Raw genomic sequence first — 15,127 nt, 5'->3', positions numbered from 1 at the left:
GAGTGACCGTCATGCGTGCTCGCCGTCTTGTCGCCGTCGCCAGCGTGGCGCTCGGCCTCGTCGCCCTCTCCGGTTGCCGTGCCGAGCCCGGTGTCGCCGCCTACGTCGGCGACCTGCGAATCACCGAGGATGCCGTCACCGACGTCGTGGCCGACCTGCGGGCGAAGAACCCGGCGCCGACCGGGCAGCCCGAGGCGCCCGGGGGGCAGCCTCCGGCGCAGGCGCCGCAGCTGCCCGGCCGAGGTCAGGTCGTCAGCGTGCTGGTGCTGGCCGAGGTCTGCGAGCGGGTCTCGGCGGAGAAGAACTACCAGCCGCGCGGGCAGGTGGCGCCGGAGCAGCTCGCCCAGCAGTTCGGCCTGTCGCCCGACACCGGCTACGTGCGCCAGGTCGCCGAGCTCTACACCTGCCTGTCGGGGGTGCCGACCGGTGCGCCGGCCGAGCCGACCGCGCAGGATCTGGCGGACGTGGTGGCGGCGGGCCGCAAGGCGGGTGCCATTCCGGCCGACGTGACCGACGAGGCCGCCGCCGGCCAGCTCGACGGCGAGCAGCTGCGCACCGCGCTGGCCACCCGCAAGTCGCTGGCCGAGGCGGTCGCCGCGTACGACGTGACGGTCAACCCCCGCTACCGTCCGCTGGAGTTCCCGGTGCTGAGCTTCTCCGGCAACGCGCCGGCGGTGAGCGTGCCGCTGGGCGAGGCCGGCTCCGACGGGGTCACCGACGTCTCCACCCCGGACCCGCTGTCCCCCGGTGGGCCGCAGGCGGCCGGCGGGACCGACAGCTGAGCATGCCTGCCCGGATCGTCCTGCTCGTCACCTCGCCCCGTCTGCCGGCCGGTCTGCTGACCGCCGCCGCGTGGGACGCCGTACGCCGGCATCCGGTGCTGGCGGGGGCGGAGAGCGAGCTGACGACGGCGGTACGCGCAGCGGGCGCCGAGGTCACGGTGGTCGACGGCCGGGCGACGCAGGCGCTGCTCGACGCGGCGGCGGCGCACGGCGTCGCGGTGTGGCTGGCCGGTCCGGCCGGCGACGAGTCGCTGGCCCGCGAGCTGGGCCTGCGGCTGGCGCGCGAGCCCGGCCTGGCCGAGCTGGAGCTGATGTACGGCTCCTGGGACCCGCCCGGGGCCCGGCTGCTCGACGCCGTGGCGGTGATGGACCGGTTGGCCTCCCCGGGCGGCGACCCGTGGAAGCGGGCGCAGACCCACCGCAGCCTCGCCGGCTTCCTGCTGGAGGAGTGCTACGAGGCGTACGACGCGATCAGCGCGGGCGACACCGACGCGCTGCGCGAGGAGCTGGGCGACGTGCTGCTCCAGGTGGTGCTGCACGCCCGGCTCGCCGAGGAGTTGCCCGAGGGGGAGCGGTGGACCGTCGACGACGTGGCCGGTGGGCTGGTCGACAAGATGGTCCGGCGCAACCCGCACGTCTTCGCCGACGCCGAGGCCGGCACGCTGGAGGAGATCGAGGCGAGCTGGGAGCGGATCAAGCGGGCCGAAAAGGCGCGTGACTCGGTGCTGGACGGCATCGCGCTGAGCCAGCCCGCGCTCGCCCTGGCCGCCAAGATCCTGGAACGCGCCGGCCGGGTCGGCCTCGCCGTACCGCCGCCCCTCACGGATTCCCAGGCGGACCCGGAGGCGAGGCTCGGCGCGAGCCTGCTCGCCACGGTCGCGGCGGCCCGCGAGGCGGGTCTGGACCCGGAGGCGTCCCTGCGCCGCGCCGCCCTCGCCTACGCCGACGCCGTCAGGACGGCCGAACGCCGGTAGGGTCGGCGGGTGGAATCGTTTGTGCCGCTCGCGGAGCGGATCGTCGACGCGTTGCTGGAGAGCCGGCCCGGGCTGGCGACCACCACCGGTGACCATCGCTACGACGACCGGCTGCCGGACCTCTCCGCCGAGGCGGTCGCGGCCGACCAGGCCATGCTCAGGGAGGCCGCGGACGCGCTCGCCGAGCTGGACCCGGACGCCCTGGACGTCGAGCAGCGCGTCGACCACGCGCTGCTCACCTCGTTCGTGGACCGGGAGCTGTTCGAGTCCGGCGACATCCGCGCCCACGAGTGGGACCCGTTGCGGCACAACCCCGGGCCGCTGCTGCACGCGCTGCTCGCCCGCCCGTACGCCCCGGTCGAGGTCCGGCTGACCAGCCTGGCCGGGCGGCTCGCCGCCGTACCGGACGCGCTGGCGACGGCGCGCGCGACGCTGCGCGACATGCCGCGGATCCACGCCGACACGGCCGTCGGGCAGTTCACCGGCACGGCGGCGCTGATCCGCGACGAGGTGCCGGCGTTGCTCGCGCAGGCCCCCGCCCTGCACGACCGGGTCGAGCCGGCCGCCACGGCGGCGATCGCGGCGCTGGAGGAGTTCGTCGCGTGGCTGCGTCAGGGCCTGGCCGCCGACGCCGGCCCCGGGCGGGACCCGCGGCTGGGCCGCCGTCGCTGGGAGGCGCGGCTCTGGCACACCCTCGACACGGAGCTGGGGGCCGCCGAGATCCAGCGTCAGGCCTGGGCCAACCTGGACCGGGTCGGCGAGGAGATCCGTGCGGCGGCCGTCGAGCTGGTCGGCGGCCCGGCCGACGACGAGACGGTACGCCGGGCGCTGGACCTGCTGGCCGCCGAGCACCCCGACGACGCCACGATCGTGGACCTGGCCTCGGTCAGCCTGGACGAGGCGACCGACTTCGTACGCGCCCACGACCTGGTCACCCTGGTCGACGATCCGTGCGTGATCCAGGAGATGCCGCGGTTCGCCCGGGGCGTGGCGGTCGCGTACTGCGACTCGCCCGGCCCGCTGGAGACGGCGGACGTGCCGACCTTCTACTGCATCGCGCCCACTCCCGAGGAGTGGCCCGCGCACCGGGTCGACTCGTTCTACCGGGAGTACAACGACCACATGATCCGCAACCTGACGGTGCACGAGGCGATGCCGGGGCACTTCCTCCAGCTCGCCCACGCCCGCCGGCACGTGGGTCCGACGCGGGTGCGGGCCCTGACGGAGTCGGGGCCCTTCATCGAGGGTTGGGCGGTCTACACCGAGGAGCTGATGGCCGGCCTCGGCTTCGGCGGCCTGCCGGTGCGGTTGCAGCAGCTCAAGATGCAGCTGCGGATGACCATCAACGCGCTGCTGGACCAGCTCGTGCACTGCGAGGAGCTGCCGGAGGCCGAGGCGATGGCGCTGATGACCGGGCGTGGCTTCCAGGAGGAGGGCGAGGCGGCCGGCAAGTGGCGGCGCGCGCTGCTCACCTCGACGCAGCTCTCGACGTACTTCGTCGGCTACAGCGAGGTGGCCGGGATCGCCGCCGCCCGCCCGGCCGGTGTGTCGGTGCGCGAGTGGCACGACGCGATGCTCGCCCACGACTGCCCGCCCCCGCGCCACCTGCGCACCCTGCTGGGCGTGTGACGGAGGGCGGCGGCCCGGCGGCGGGCACGGACCCGCCGACGGGGTCGGTCACGAGCTGGCCGGGCGGCGGTCCACGACGCCGGCGTCGGGCGGGAGGTCGAACGCGGCGCCGTCGACCGTCTCGCGGTAGCGGTTGAGCGCCAGCTCGACCTGGCGGCCGTCGACCAGGCCGGTGAAGCTGCCCAGCACCCCGTCGGTGGTCACGCAGGCGGTGAAGTCACCCGCGGACTGCGTAACGTCCACGCAGGTGGCGTGGTGGCCGGCGAGGGTGGTGTCGCTCTGGTCGATGACCGCCTCCGGGTCGAGCGCGGCGGTGGTGAGTAGTCCCACGACGACCGGCGGCGTGACCAGACCCCGTCGCTTGGCCTCGGTGAACATGGTCACCGTGGGCTTCGCGTTGGGCGCGGGCGGGGCCTCCAGGGTGCAGGTCGCGCGACCGGCGGCGGTCTCGCAGCGGGTCGTGGCCTCCGGGGTGACGGTGAGCTTGCCGCCGGGCCAGGTGTAGGCGGAGCGGGCCGGGTCCTGGGCCTGGGCGATGGTGGCGGTCTGCCCGCCGGGGAGCTGGTAGTCGGCGGAGTAGGTCAGCTCCAGTGCCCGGTCGAGCCGGGCGGCCAGGTCGTTCACCAGGTCGGACCGCCCGATCGCCCGGCCGGCGTCGTCGAGGGTCTGGCAACCGGTCACCGTGAGCGACGCGATGACCGACACGGCGAGCATGCGGAGGGTGGTCGAGGCGGCGGGCATGGCGCCCAGCCTGGCCGATCGGGTCAACCGCGCGCAAACCCGTTGCCGGTTGAGGCACGAGAATCCGGGAATGTCCGTGTAAAGCACCGCCCGGAGGCAGGTTTCGGATCGGGTCGGCGAGCGCCCGGACCGCCCGCGTCCGAGCGCCGCCCGATACGCTGCGTTCAACAACTGCCTCAGCCGCACCGTCGCGGCCCATACCGGACCGGAACACACAAACGAGGAGCGACTCAGTGGCAACCATCGAGGGAATCGTCGCGCGGGAGATTCTGGACTCGCGGGGCAACCCGACCGTCGAGGTCGAGGTCGGGCTCGACGACGGCACGATCGCCCGGGCGGCGGTGCCCTCCGGCGCCTCCACGGGCGCCTTCGAGGCGATCGAGCTGCGCGACGGTGACGCCGACCGCTACCAGGGCAAGGGCGTCGAGAAGGCGGTCTCGAACATCGAGGACAAGATCGTCGACGAGCTGATCGGCTACGAGGCCAGCGAGCAGCGGCTGATCGACCAGAAGATGCTCGACGTCGACGGCACCGACAGCAAGTCCGAGCTGGGCGCGAACGCCATCCTCGGCGTCTCCCTGGCGGTGGCCAAGGCGGCGGCCGGCAGCGCCGAGCTGAGCCTCTTCCGCTACCTGGGCGGCCCGAACGCGCACCTGCTGCCGGTGCCGATGATGAACATCCTCAACGGCGGCGCGCACGCGGACTCGAACGTCGACATCCAGGAGTTCATGATCGCGCCGATCGGCGCGCCCAGCTTCCGCGAGGCGCTGCGCTCCGGCGCGGAGGTCTACCACGCGCTGAAGTCCGTGCTGAAGAAGAAGGACCTCTCCACCGGTCTCGGCGACGAGGGCGGCTTCGCGCCCAACCTGCCCACCAACGCCGCCGCCCTGGACCTCATCGCCGAGGCGGTCGAGAAGGCCGGCTACCGGCTCGGCACCGACATCGTCTTCGCGCTCGACGTCGCCGCCACGGAGTTCTTCGACAACGGCACCTACACCTTCGAGGGCGCCGCGAAGACCGCCGAGGAGATGAGCAACTACTACACCAAGCTCGCCGGCGACTACCCCATCGTGTCGATCGAGGACCCGCTGGCCGAGGACGACTGGACCGGCTGGCAGACGCTGACCGCCTCGCTCGGCGACCGCGTCCAGATCGTCGGCGACGATCTCTTCGTCACCAACCCGCAGCGCATCGCCCGCGGCATCGCCGAGAAGGCCGCCAACGCGGTCCTCGTCAAGGTCAACCAGATCGGTTCGCTGACCGAGACCCTGGACGCGGTGGACCTGGCCCACCGGGCCGGCTTCAAGTGCATGATGAGCCACCGCTCCGGCGAGACCGAGGACACCACCATCGCGGACCTGGCGGTGGCCACCGGTTGCGGGCAGATCAAGACCGGCGCGCCGGCCCGTTCGGACCGGGTCGCCAAGTACAACCAGCTCCTGCGGATCGAGGAGGAGCTGGCCGACGCGGCGCGGTACGCCGGGGCGGGCGCCTTCCCGCGCTACCGTTCGGCCTGAGACGCGCGAGGCCTCGGGGGAGGGGTGTGACGATGCAGCAGCGCCGCACACCGGGCGGTCAGCGCCCCGCCCGCCGGCCGGGTAGCACCGGCCGGCCGGGCGGGGCCCGGGGTGCCCGGACGCCGCTGCGCGAGGGCGGCGTCCGCGCGGAGTCGCGGGCCACGGCCAATCGCGCGCCGGGGGCGTCCCGGGGCGCCGAGGGCGTACGCTCCGGGAGCCGGCCCGCCGCGGCCCGTCGGACGGCCGCCGGCACCGTCAAGCGGCTCTCCGCACCCCGCTCCCGGGGCCTCACCGGGCGGGCCACGGTGCTCTTCGCGGTGCTGATCGCGCTCGCCCTGGCCTACACCTACCCGGTGCGCGTCTACCTGGACCAGCAGGCCGACATCGAACGGATGGAGGCCTCCCAGGCCGCCCAGCGCGAGGCCATCAAGGAGCTCTCCGAGCGCGCGGCCAAGTGGCAGGACCCGGAATACATCAAGATCCAGGCCAGGGAGCGGTTCTTCATGGGCCCGCCGGGCGAGACGCTGCTGGTGGTGCTCTCCGACCCGGAGGGCGCCGCCCGGGACGCCGGTTCGTCCGCCGCCCCGTCGGCGCCCGCCACCCCCGCCTCCTGGTACGACACCCTCTGGTCGAGCGTGCAGGCCGCCAACGGCGAGCAGCCCGACAAGTGAGCGGCACCCGAGCATCGAACGAGGAACCAGCATCGTGACTGTCGTACCACCGCAGGAGCCGGCGGCGGACTCCGTACCCCCGCCGAAGCGCGAGCCGGCCACCGAGGCCGACCTGGCCGCGGTGGCCGCGCAGCTCGGACGCCCGCCCCGGGGCACCCGGGCCGTGGCCCACCGCTGCCCCTGCGGCCTGCCCGACGTGGTGGAGACGACCCCGCGCCTGGCCGACGGCACCCCCTTCCCGACGCTGTTCTACCTGACCTGCCCCCGGGCGACGGCGGCGTGCAGCCGGCTGGAGTCGGCGGGGCTGATGAAGGAGATGGCCGACCGGCTGGCCGCCGACCCGGAGCTGGCCGCGCGCTACCGCGCCGCGCACGAGGACTACCTGGCCCGCCGGGACGCGATCGGCGAGGTGCCGGAGATCGCCGGCATCTCCGCCGGCGGGATGCCCGGCCGGGTGAAGTGCCTGCACGTGCACCTCGGGCACGCGCTCGGGGCCGGACCGGGGGTCAACCCGTTCGGCGACGAGACGCTGGAGCTGGTGGAGAAGTGGTGGGCGGCCGGGCCCTGCGTGGACGTGCCGGCGGCGGACTGACCATGGCGGACGGGGACGTGGCGGGGGCCGACGACGTCGTGGTGCGGCGGGCCCGCACCTCGGACGTGCGCGGCATCCGGCGACTCGTCGACACCTACACCGACGACCGGCGGCTGCTCAGCAAGGCGACCGTGACCCTCTACGAGGACGTGCAGGAGTTCCGGGTCGCGGTGCGCGCCGGCGACGGCGCGGTGGTCGGCTGCGGCGCGCTGCACGTGATGTGGGAGGACCTGGCCGAGATCCGGACGGTGGCGGTCGACCCGTCCTGCCGGGGGCGCAAGCTCGGCCACCGGATCGTCGCGGAGCTGATCGACGGCGCCCGCGAGCTGGGGGTGGCGCGGATCTTCGTGCTGACCTTTGAGACCCGCTTCTTCGGCTCGTTCGGCTTCACGGAGATCGACGGCGCGCCCGTGCCGCAGCCGGTCTACGAGCAGCTCCTGCGCTCCTACGACGAGGGCGTCGCCGAGTTCCTCGACCTGGAACGGGTCAAGCCGAACACCCTCGGCAACACCCGCATGCTGCTGCGCCTCTGACTCAGCTCCGGCGCGGGTGGGCGGCGAAGAAGTCCCAGACGAGTTCGGTGGCGCCGAGGCCCGCGTCGGGGGCGGCCAGCTCGCCGCCCGGCGCGCCCGGCCACGAATGCCCCATGTCCGGCAGGGTGTAGACGGTGACGTCGCTGCCGTCGCCGCACCGGGCGTCGGTGCGGGTGACGCGCGGTGCGCCCGTCGGCGGCGCGCCGGACGTCGGGGCGCAGCGCAGCCGCCGCTGCCAGGTGCGTACGCCCTCGGTGAAGACGTCGGCGTAGCGGTCCTGCCCGCCGATGAACGTGATCACCGACACGGGTCGCCGGGGCACGTAGGTCTCGGAGGCCGTCCGGGGGCCGCTGTAGCCGCCGCTGACCACCCCGATGGCCGCGAAGAGGCCCTCGGTCTCGACGGCGGCGCGGAAGCTCATGTCCCCGCCGTTGGAGATCCCGGTGAGGTAGACGCGGTCCGGATCGACCCGCCACGCGCGTACGAGGTGGGCGGTGAGGTCCCTGAGGAAGCCGACGTCGTCGGTCGTCCCGCAGCAGATCAGCGCGTTGAAGCCGCCGTTGTGCCCGTCCGGGTACGCGACCAGGAAGTTCTCCCGGTCGGCCACGGCGTCCAGCCCCACCATGTCCCGCAGGCGGGCGCCGGTGCCCGGATAGAAGTGCAGGGCGATCACCAGCGCCGTGGGCCGGCCGGGGTCGTAGCCGGGCGGGGCGTGCAGCAGGTAGCGGCGCTCGACCCCGTCGTGCGGCAGGACGAGTCGGTGGTCACCGGCGGCGGGGCGCTCGACGGCCCCCGAAGGCGACGGGGCCGGCGCCGAACGGGACTGACCCCGATCCCCGCCGCACGCCGTGGCGACGACGGCGAGAACCAGCCCCGTCAGCACTGCCACCATCCGTCGCACGCCCCGCCCCCTCCGTGACCCCCCGCTCCACACTGGATGGTGCCGTCGGGCGCGGGCAACCCTTTCGGTCCAGGCCGAAGGGCGGCAGTCTGCTGGCATGCTTCGTCTCCGCCTGGGGCCAGCGGACCTGTGCCGGGTCCGCTTCGCCGACCGGCTGCACCCGGTCGGCACGACCATGCTTGCCTGTCAGGCGCTGTACGACGCGGAGGCGGCCCGGACAGCGCCGGGCCCCGCCGCGGACGCGGCGACGGCGGCGGGTCGGGTCCGCTCCGCCGCCTCGGTGCTGCGGCACCTGCTGCCCGCGCGGGGGCGCCTGCCGGACTTCCTGACCCCGCTGGACGGCCTGGAGTCGGTCGCCGCCGGTCTGGAGGCGATCCGGGCGGCCCCCGTCCGGCGCGTGCGGGCCGAGGTCGCGGCCGCGTACGCGCAACTGCCCGCGACGCCGCTGCGCAGGCGGTTCGCCGAGGCGGACGGGGAGACGATGGGGCTGTTCGGCCGGGCCCTGGGCATCTGGCACGACGCGGTGCTCGCGCCGCACTGGGCCGACCTGACGGAGGCGCACCGGCACCACGTGGCGGGGGCGACCGCGCAGCTCGCCACGCACGGGCTGGACGGGCTGCTGAACGCGCTGCACCCGGCGATCCGGTGGGAGGCGCCGACGCTGACCGTGCGGACCTGGTGGAGCGCCTCGCTGTCCGGCACCGGCCACGGCCTGCTCCTGCTGCCCTCGCCGCTGGCCGGCCCGCATCCCCGGGTGCTGGTGGAGCCCGGTCGGCCGGTGCTGGTGGTGTACCCCGCGCCGGTGCCACACCTGATCAGGGGCACCGCACCCGATCCGCTGGGCCGCCTGCTGGGGTCCACCCGGGCGGCGGTGCTGCGCCGCCTCGCCGGTCCCGGCCGGCACACCACCACGGCGCTGGGCCGGGCCGTCGGGATCAGTACCTCGTCGGCGTCCGAGCACGCGGGGGCGTTGCGGGCAGCGGGGCTGGTGGCCAGCGTCCGGGACGGCGGCGCGGTGCTGCACCGGTTGACGCCGCTGGGCACCGAACTGCTGGACGCGGCCGACGCCCCACCGGCCGCCGGGGCCTGACCCGACCGTGCCGCCGCTGCCGGGCTACGCGGACCCGTCGAGTTCGTCGGCGGCCGGATCACGCGTCGTGGGCGCTCCCCGCGAACTTTCCGCACCGCCCCCGTAATCGGTGGCGTGGACGCCGACAAGTACCCGCGACAGGGCGATCTGCGGAGGTGCCATGCAAGGACGTGAAGAGCGGGTGACCGAGCTGTTCCGCCGACATGCCGACGACATCCATGCGTACGCGACCTGGCGGGTCGGCAACCAGGATGCCGCCGATGTGGTGGGCGAGGTGTTCCTGGTGGCCTGGCGGTCACTGGACAGGGTCCGAGCGGGCGAGGAACGGGGCTGGCTGTTCGGGGTGGCGCGCAAGGTGGTGCTGGCCCGGCGACGGCGGGGTGCCGCCAGCAACGCGCTGGACGAGCGGATGTCCGCCTCGACCGTCCCGGAGATCGGGTCGGATCGGCTCGCCGACGACGTCGCGCTGCGCGACCAGGTGCGACAGGCACTGGACACGCTCAGCGTGCGAGACCGCGAGGTGCTGGTCACAGCCGCGTGGTTCGACCTGACGTCGGCGGAGGCGGCGCGGGTGCTCGGGGTCTCGCGGCCCGCCTACGCGGTCCGGCTGCACCGGGCCCGCAACCGGTTCCGCACCGCGTACGAGCAGGTCGTGAAGAGCGAGTACGAGGCCTCGTCGGCCATCCACAAGCCAGTGAGAGTGTGAAGGGGACACGATGGACATCGATGATGTGGTGCGTCGGGGGCGGCCGGACTCGACCGGATGGGCGCGAAGCGACGCGGGACGGCGGGCACTGGACGGGGTTGTCACGGCAGCTTCGGCCGGGGAGCCGACCGGCCGTACGGCGGCCAGGGCGTCCCGACCGGCGCTGCGCTGGTCCCTCCTCGGTACCGGGCTGGCCGGCGTCGCCGCGGCCGGTGTGCTGGCGGTGTCGGTCGTCGCGGCGCCGCAGGCCGCGCGGACGGAGATTCCGCCGTCGGCCGGCGGGCATCCGGGCGCGGTGGACAGCGGGGGCACGGTGTCGCTGACGGCGCGTGACATTCTGCTCGCCGCGGCCAACCGGGCGGAGCGGGCGCCCGCCGAGACCGGCAGGTACTGGCACGTCGAGACGCTCGACGTGCACGGGCCGGTACCGGTCGGCACCGGTGCCGACCGGTACTCACTGCTGCGGAGCCGCATCAACGCGAGCTGGGACGCCGGTGACCCGCGGGTGGCCAGCTGGTACGGCCACCGGGAACTCGGCTCACGGCCGCGTGGCGCCGAGGACGAGCGGGCCTGGCGCGCGGCCGGTTCCCCGACCGAGTGGACCCTCGCCGTCGACGGCCCGACGAAGCTGGTCCTGTCGACCCGGCCGGGTGAGGGCAGGCTCGACAGGGAGCCCGGGGCGCCCCGGTACCTGGAGGACCTCGGGAGACTCACCCTGAAGCAGGTCCGGCAACTGCCGGACGAGCCGGGCGCGCTGCGCGCGTGGGTGACCGAACGTATTCGCACGGGCAGGGACGCGGGGTACCCGGCGGGCAGCGCGGAGAGCGACAGTCTGCTCTTCGGCCACCTGAGCCGGCTGCTGCTCGACACGCCGGCCCCGCCGAAGGTACGCGCCGCGGCGTTCCGGATCCTCGCCGACATCCCCGGCGTACGCAGCCTCGGCGTCGTGCAGGACGTGCGGGGGCGTTCCGGGCAGGGCGTGGAGTTCCGCAGCGGCCCCCGGACCGAGCGGCTGATCGTCGACACGTCGACCCATCGGCTGCTCGCCAGCACGGTCGTCTCCATCCCGAAGGGCGCGGCGGCGCCCGGTGACAAGGAGCGCAGCACCCTGGTGCTGACGGCGGACTGGTCCGACGCCGCGCCGCAGGCGCCGGCGCTGCCCCAGGAGTAGCGGCGGCTGTCGCACGTCGCCGGCCGGCCGCTCAGCGCGGCCGGCCGGCCCCGCCTGACGTAGGGTTGCTGCCGTGACGACGCGTGTGGCCGCCATCGACTGCGGGACCAACTCGATCCGACTGCTGGTCGCCGACCTGCCGGACGCCTCGGCGGGTCCGGAGGCGCCGCTGGCCGACCTGAGCCGGCGGATGGAGATCGTGCGCCTCGGCCAGGGCGTCGACAAGACGGGACGGCTGGCCCCGGAGGCGATCGAACGCACCCGGGTCGCGCTGGCCGCCTACGCCGCCGAGATCGAGAAGCTGGGCGCGGAGCGGGTGCGGATGTGCGCCACGTCGGCTTCGCGGGACGCCTCCAACGCCGCCGAGTTCCGCGAGATGGTCGAGCGGACCCTCGGGGTCGCGCCCGAGGTGGTGACCGGCGACGAGGAGGCGCGGCTCTCCTTCACCGGCGCGGTGCGCGGGCTGCCCGCCGACGCGCGCGAGCCGTACCTGGTCGTCGACATCGGCGGCGGCTCGACCGAGTTCGTCGTCGGCACCCGCGCGGGCGGCGTCGAGGCGGCCATCTCGATGGACATCGGCTGCGTCCGGATGACCGAGCGGCACCTGCACGGCGACCCGCCGGCGCTGGACGAGGTCGCCGCCGCGCAGGCCGACATCGCGGTCGCGGTGGACCGGGCGCTGGAGGCCGTGCCGGGCCGACAGGCGGCCACGCTGGTCGGGCTCGCCGGGTCGGTCACCACCGTGGTCGCGATCGCCCAGGACCTCCAGGAGTACGACCCGGAGCGCATCCACCACGCCCGGGTCCCGTACGACGCGGTGGCCGACGTGACCGCCGACCTGCTCGGCAAGAGCCGGGAGCAGCGGCTGGCGATCCCGGTGATGCACCCGGGCCGGGCCGACGTCATCGGGGCGGGTGCCCTGGTGCTCCGGGTGATCATGGAGCGGGCGGGGATGGACTCGGTGGTCGCCTCCGAGCACGACATCCTCGACGGCATCGCCTGGTCGCTTGCCTGACCGGCAGTCGTGCCGGCGTCGCGGACCTCATCCGCGAGCCGATCGCGATGCGGAGTTGCTCCGGCGACTTGCCGAATGACCAACTGCTCGACGTCGACGGGCTTCCGAGGTCGATGTCGAGCGGATAGGTTGCGCCGATGAGTCGACAGGACAAGGTCCCGGCCGTCTCACTTGGCGACTGAGCCAGCCGCCATCGCATCCAACGAAGACTTGATCGAGTTGTCGAGCGCGCGCAGCCGGTCAACCGGCGGGCCATGCCGGCTCGCCCGGTTGGTCTCGTGTTCATAGACTCCCGGCTGTGCGAGGTCTTCTTGCGATAGCCGGGGCGATTCTCGTGCTGGGTGCGGCGGCGGTGGCCGGGGTGCGCTGGACGGCGGCCGGGGGGCCCGTTCCTATCGCGGCGCCAGCGGGGGCGTCCACGGTGCTGCCCGAGGGCGAATACACGATGGTCGTCGACAACCGGACGTCCGAGGTCTTCACCGATCTGCGTAACGACCGCGGTGTTCCGGAGGTTGAAACCTATGCCATGCCGCCCGCTACCACGTGGGATGAGGTTCGGTCCGGGGTCGCCGGCCAGCTCGACGGATGGAAACAGGTCGGGGACTGCGCCGATGCGGGCGAGCGGCGGACCCAGTGCTCCTGGTGGGAGCCGACCCGCTGGTGGCCCCGCCTCGTGCGGATCGTCTTCCTCCGGCCAGCCGATCCGGGTGGCGCCAATTCCTACGCGTGGCCCGACAGCAACTTCCTGGTGATCGGCTCCGCCCGCGGGGCCAGCCGTTGACGGCGTAAGCCGGGATACGGCCTCCTGCTCGACGGCTACCCAGGGCCGGAACCAGGCGGCGCGGTCTCCAGACTGACCAGCGGCAGGATCCGTCCGAGCAGGCGACCGCTGCCCAGGGCCTCGTCCGCACAGGCTTACGCGGGAAGAGCCAGCGGCGATCCATCCCGAGCTGACTCACGGTAATGAACGCGCGAGGTGGCATACCGTGACTGCACGTATGGGCTGCGGCGGTAGCCGTCCGCGCCCTTTGCTCTGCAGCCATGGAGGCACCGGTCTGCTGAGCAGCAGTTTTATAAATTGGGTTGGTTGGCGGGTGATGGCAGAAGGTCACGTGCGGTTACTGGTGCGTCCATGGCTGCAAAGCAAAGCGCCTGAGGCTGGGAGGGCCCCGAGCGGGGGACCGCCACTGAACGTGATGGTTGCGAATGGAGGGTGCGGCGCCGCGACCGCGAGGGCAACCCGTTCGGTGCTCGGTGATCAAGACCAAAGCGGTCGAGGTCGGCCAGCCGCGACCCGGAGCGCTGGCCGATCGACCTGACGCAGGCTCGTGTGCTGGTGCAGGTACTGCGGGATCTGTTGCGGGTCGCGGACGCCGCGGCACGCCGAGCGGCCTGAACCGCATGTCCTTTGACGGTACTTCGCATTGCGTACTAGTGTGCAATGCGTGGACACCACACAACTGCTGAAGGGCGTGCTGGATCTCGCCGTCCTCGCCGTGCTCCGGGAGGAGGACGGCTACGGCTACGACATCCTGCGCCGGCTGCGCGACGCCGGGCTGGAGGAGGTCGGCGACGCCTCGGTCTACGGCACGCTGCGTCGGCTCTACGCCGCCGGCCTGCTGACCACCTACGTCGTGCCGAGCGAATCCGGCCCGCACCGCAAGTACTACTCCCTCAACGCCGCCGGCCGGGACCAGCTCACCCGGTCCGGCAAGCTCTGGCGCTCGTTCGCCACCACCATGGACGCACTGCTCGACGATCGGGGGATGGCGGCATGACCGTCATGGAGCAGGAAATCGCGGACTACGCCGCCCGGGTCCGGGCCGCGCTGGCCGACCTGGCGCCGGCACACCGCGACGAGTTGACCGAGGACCTGCCGGAGCACCTCGCCGAGGTCGCCGCCGAGGCCGGCGGCTCGCTGGTCGACCGGCTCGGCGAACCCGAGGCGTACGCGGCCGAGCTGCGCGCCGCCGCCGGGGTCGCCGTCGCCGGCACCGGCGGGCGCCGGCTGGACCGTCGCCTCGGCGTCGCCGTGGACCGGTTCCGCGCGCGGGCACACCGCTGGGACGTCCAACTCGGGCCACCCCTCGGGTACGGCACCGCGAGCGAGTTCCTCCGGCTGCTCCGCCCGGCGTGGTGGGTGCTGCGCGGCTACCTGGCCGCCATGCTCGTCACGGTAGTCACGACCGGCGACTCGTTCGGCGTACTGCCCGAGCTCAATGGCAGCACGCTGGCCGGCCTGGTGCTGCTCGCCGGCGCCGTGCTCGCCTCGATCTGGCTCGGCCACCACACGCCGGGCCTGACCCGGCCCAAGCGGCGGCTGCTGCACACCGGCACGGCGGTGCTGGTGATCTTCGGGATGGTGGGCCTGGCGGACATGAACGGGCGCGTCGGCTCCGGCGACTTCGGCTACGAGCAGACCTCCATCGACGGGCGCTACGACCACGTCCGGGACGTCTTCGTCTACGACAGCGAGGGCCGGCTGGTGGAGAACGTCCGGCTCTTCGACCAGAACGGCGACCCGATCCGCCTCGGCTACCCGGACTGCCCCGCCGTACGGGACCCGAACGGGCTCGGCAACCCGCTGCTGTCGACCTACCCGTACTGCCCGCAGCAGGCGCCCTTCGTGCCTCGGGCGCCGGTCGGTCCCCTGCCGTCGACGGGCGTGCCGCCGGTGCCGGCGCCCACCGCCTCGGGTGACCCGACCGAGCCCACGTCCACGCCGAGCGGCGCCCCGAGCACGGCGCCCGCGCCGACGCAGGCATCGACCGGCACCCCGTCCCCGGGTCGGACGTGAAGCGGATC

Annotated in this window: 16 protein-coding genes; 14 read left to right on the top strand and 2 right to left on the bottom strand. The window is 74.0% G+C overall.

The genetic code is table 11. From position 1 onward, the window contains the following. Positions 1–11: 11 nt before the first annotated feature. Genes GA0070610_RS23040 through GA0070610_RS23030 form a run of 3 tightly spaced genes read left to right on the top strand, consistent with a single transcriptional unit; the run spans position 12 to position 3,385 of the window. Positions 12–782 carry a hypothetical protein gene (locus tag GA0070610_RS23040; RefSeq protein ID WP_089003681.1) on the top strand — a complete coding sequence of 257 codons (771 nt, stop codon included), beginning with the start codon at positions 12–14 and terminating at the stop codon, positions 780–782. A gap of 2 nt (positions 783–784) precedes the next feature. Beyond that, on the top strand, positions 785–1,756 hold the full coding sequence (locus tag GA0070610_RS23035) for a nucleoside triphosphate pyrophosphohydrolase (RefSeq protein ID WP_089001977.1): 972 nt from the start codon (positions 785–787) through the stop codon (positions 1,754–1,756). A gap of 9 nt (positions 1,757–1,765) precedes the next feature. After that, entirely contained in the window at positions 1,766–3,385 is a 1,620-nt protein-coding gene (locus GA0070610_RS23030; RefSeq protein ID WP_089001976.1) for a DUF885 domain-containing protein, read from the top strand. A gap of 48 nt (positions 3,386–3,433) precedes the next feature. On the opposite strand, the gene GA0070610_RS23025 is transcribed toward GA0070610_RS23030, so the two are convergent. Then, entirely contained in the window at positions 3,434–4,126 is a 693-nt protein-coding gene (locus GA0070610_RS23025; RefSeq protein ID WP_089001975.1) for a hypothetical protein, read from the bottom strand. Positions 4,127–4,359: 233 nt separating this feature from the next. On the opposite strand from GA0070610_RS23025, the gene eno reads away from it, so the two are divergent. From eno to GA0070610_RS23005, 4 genes are read left to right on the top strand one after another with little or no spacing between them, the layout of a single operon-like run. Then, on the top strand, positions 4,360–5,643 hold the full coding sequence (eno, locus tag GA0070610_RS23020; protein WP_089001974.1) for a phosphopyruvate hydratase: 1,284 nt from the start codon (positions 4,360–4,362) through the stop codon (positions 5,641–5,643). A 32-nt stretch (positions 5,644–5,675) separates the two neighbouring features. Beyond that, complete coding sequence (locus tag GA0070610_RS23015; RefSeq protein ID WP_089003680.1) at positions 5,676–6,314, top strand: FtsB family cell division protein; 639 nt, start codon at positions 5,676–5,678, stop codon at positions 6,312–6,314. Positions 6,315–6,348: 34 nt separating this feature from the next. Next, a complete protein-coding gene (locus GA0070610_RS23010; protein WP_089001973.1) occupies positions 6,349–6,906 on the top strand; it encodes a DUF501 domain-containing protein in 558 nt (185 codons plus the stop codon). Positions 6,907–6,908: 2 nt separating this feature from the next. Beyond that, positions 6,909–7,439, top strand: a complete 531-nt coding sequence (locus GA0070610_RS23005) for an amino-acid N-acetyltransferase (protein WP_089003679.1) — start codon at positions 6,909–6,911, stop codon at positions 7,437–7,439. A 1-nt stretch (position 7,440) separates the two neighbouring features. Here GA0070610_RS23005 and GA0070610_RS23000 read toward each other — a convergent pair whose 3' ends face one another. Then, positions 7,441–8,331 (bottom strand): alpha/beta hydrolase family esterase, encoded by an 891-nt coding sequence (locus GA0070610_RS23000; RefSeq protein WP_157747301.1) that lies wholly within the window; start codon positions 8,329–8,331, stop codon positions 7,441–7,443. A gap of 106 nt (positions 8,332–8,437) precedes the next feature. Between GA0070610_RS23000 and GA0070610_RS22995 the strand changes: the two genes are divergently transcribed. From GA0070610_RS22995 to GA0070610_RS22965, 7 genes are all read left to right on the top strand, one after another. Beyond that, positions 8,438–9,430, top strand: a complete 993-nt coding sequence (locus GA0070610_RS22995) for an ArsR/SmtB family transcription factor (protein WP_089001972.1) — start codon at positions 8,438–8,440, stop codon at positions 9,428–9,430. A 160-nt stretch (positions 9,431–9,590) separates the two neighbouring features. Beyond that, a complete protein-coding gene (locus tag GA0070610_RS22990) occupies positions 9,591–10,136 on the top strand; it encodes an RNA polymerase sigma factor (RefSeq protein WP_089001971.1) in 546 nt (181 codons plus the stop codon). Positions 10,137–10,146: 10 nt separating this feature from the next. After that, positions 10,147–11,307 carry a CU044_5270 family protein gene (locus tag GA0070610_RS22985; protein WP_157747215.1) on the top strand — a complete coding sequence of 387 codons (1,161 nt, stop codon included), beginning with the start codon at positions 10,147–10,149 and terminating at the stop codon, positions 11,305–11,307. A gap of 85 nt (positions 11,308–11,392) precedes the next feature. Further along, entirely contained in the window at positions 11,393–12,322 is a 930-nt protein-coding gene (locus GA0070610_RS22980) for a Ppx/GppA phosphatase family protein (RefSeq protein WP_089001969.1), read from the top strand. 298 nt (positions 12,323–12,620) lie between these two features. Continuing rightward, positions 12,621–13,103, top strand: coding sequence for a hypothetical protein (locus GA0070610_RS22975; protein WP_157747214.1), 483 nt, complete (start codon positions 12,621–12,623; stop codon positions 13,101–13,103). Between the two features lie 664 nt (positions 13,104–13,767). Beyond that, the gene (locus tag GA0070610_RS22970) at positions 13,768–14,100 is read left to right on the top strand and encodes a PadR family transcriptional regulator (RefSeq protein WP_089001967.1); all 333 of its coding nucleotides are present in this window, start codon (positions 13,768–13,770) and stop codon (positions 14,098–14,100) included. Then, positions 14,097–15,119, top strand: coding sequence for an HAAS signaling domain-containing protein (locus tag GA0070610_RS22965; RefSeq protein WP_089001966.1), 1,023 nt, complete (start codon positions 14,097–14,099; stop codon positions 15,117–15,119). The genes GA0070610_RS22970 and GA0070610_RS22965 overlap by 4 nt, the downstream gene beginning before the upstream one ends. The last annotated feature ends 8 nt before the right edge of the window (positions 15,120–15,127 follow it).

The sequence above is a fragment of the Micromonospora echinofusca genome (assembly GCF_900091445.1).
GTDB lineage: Bacteria > Actinomycetota > Actinomycetes > Mycobacteriales > Micromonosporaceae > Micromonospora > Micromonospora echinofusca.
This window is presented reverse-complemented; position numbering and strand designations above follow the sequence as displayed.

What these genes read in the sequence shown, in the direction of transcription:
- GA0070610_RS22985 (WP_157747215.1), top strand. Translation starts at nt 10,147, where the DNA reads ATGGACATCGATGATGTGGTGCGTCGGGGGCGGCCGGACTCGACCGGA.
- GA0070610_RS22995 (WP_089001972.1), top strand. Translation starts at nt 8,438, where the DNA reads ATGCTTCGTCTCCGCCTGGGGCCAGCGGACCTGTGCCGGGTCCGCTTC.
- GA0070610_RS23005 (WP_089003679.1), top strand. Translation starts at nt 6,909, where the DNA reads ATGGCGGACGGGGACGTGGCGGGGGCCGACGACGTCGTGGTGCGGCGG.
- GA0070610_RS22990 (WP_089001971.1), top strand. Translation starts at nt 9,591, where the DNA reads ATGCAAGGACGTGAAGAGCGGGTGACCGAGCTGTTCCGCCGACATGCC.
- GA0070610_RS23035 (WP_089001977.1), top strand. Translation starts at nt 785, where the DNA reads ATGCCTGCCCGGATCGTCCTGCTCGTCACCTCGCCCCGTCTGCCGGCC.
- GA0070610_RS23040 (WP_089003681.1), top strand. Translation starts at nt 12, where the DNA reads ATGCGTGCTCGCCGTCTTGTCGCCGTCGCCAGCGTGGCGCTCGGCCTC.
- GA0070610_RS23015 (WP_089003680.1), top strand. Translation starts at nt 5,676, where the DNA reads ATGCAGCAGCGCCGCACACCGGGCGGTCAGCGCCCCGCCCGCCGGCCG.
- GA0070610_RS23000 (WP_157747301.1), bottom strand. Translation starts at nt 8,331, where the DNA reads ATGGTGGCAGTGCTGACGGGGCTGGTTCTCGCCGTCGTCGCCACGGCG.
- GA0070610_RS23025 (WP_089001975.1), bottom strand. Translation starts at nt 4,126, where the DNA reads ATGCCCGCCGCCTCGACCACCCTCCGCATGCTCGCCGTGTCGGTCATC.
- GA0070610_RS22965 (WP_089001966.1), top strand. Translation starts at nt 14,097, where the DNA reads ATGACCGTCATGGAGCAGGAAATCGCGGACTACGCCGCCCGGGTCCGG.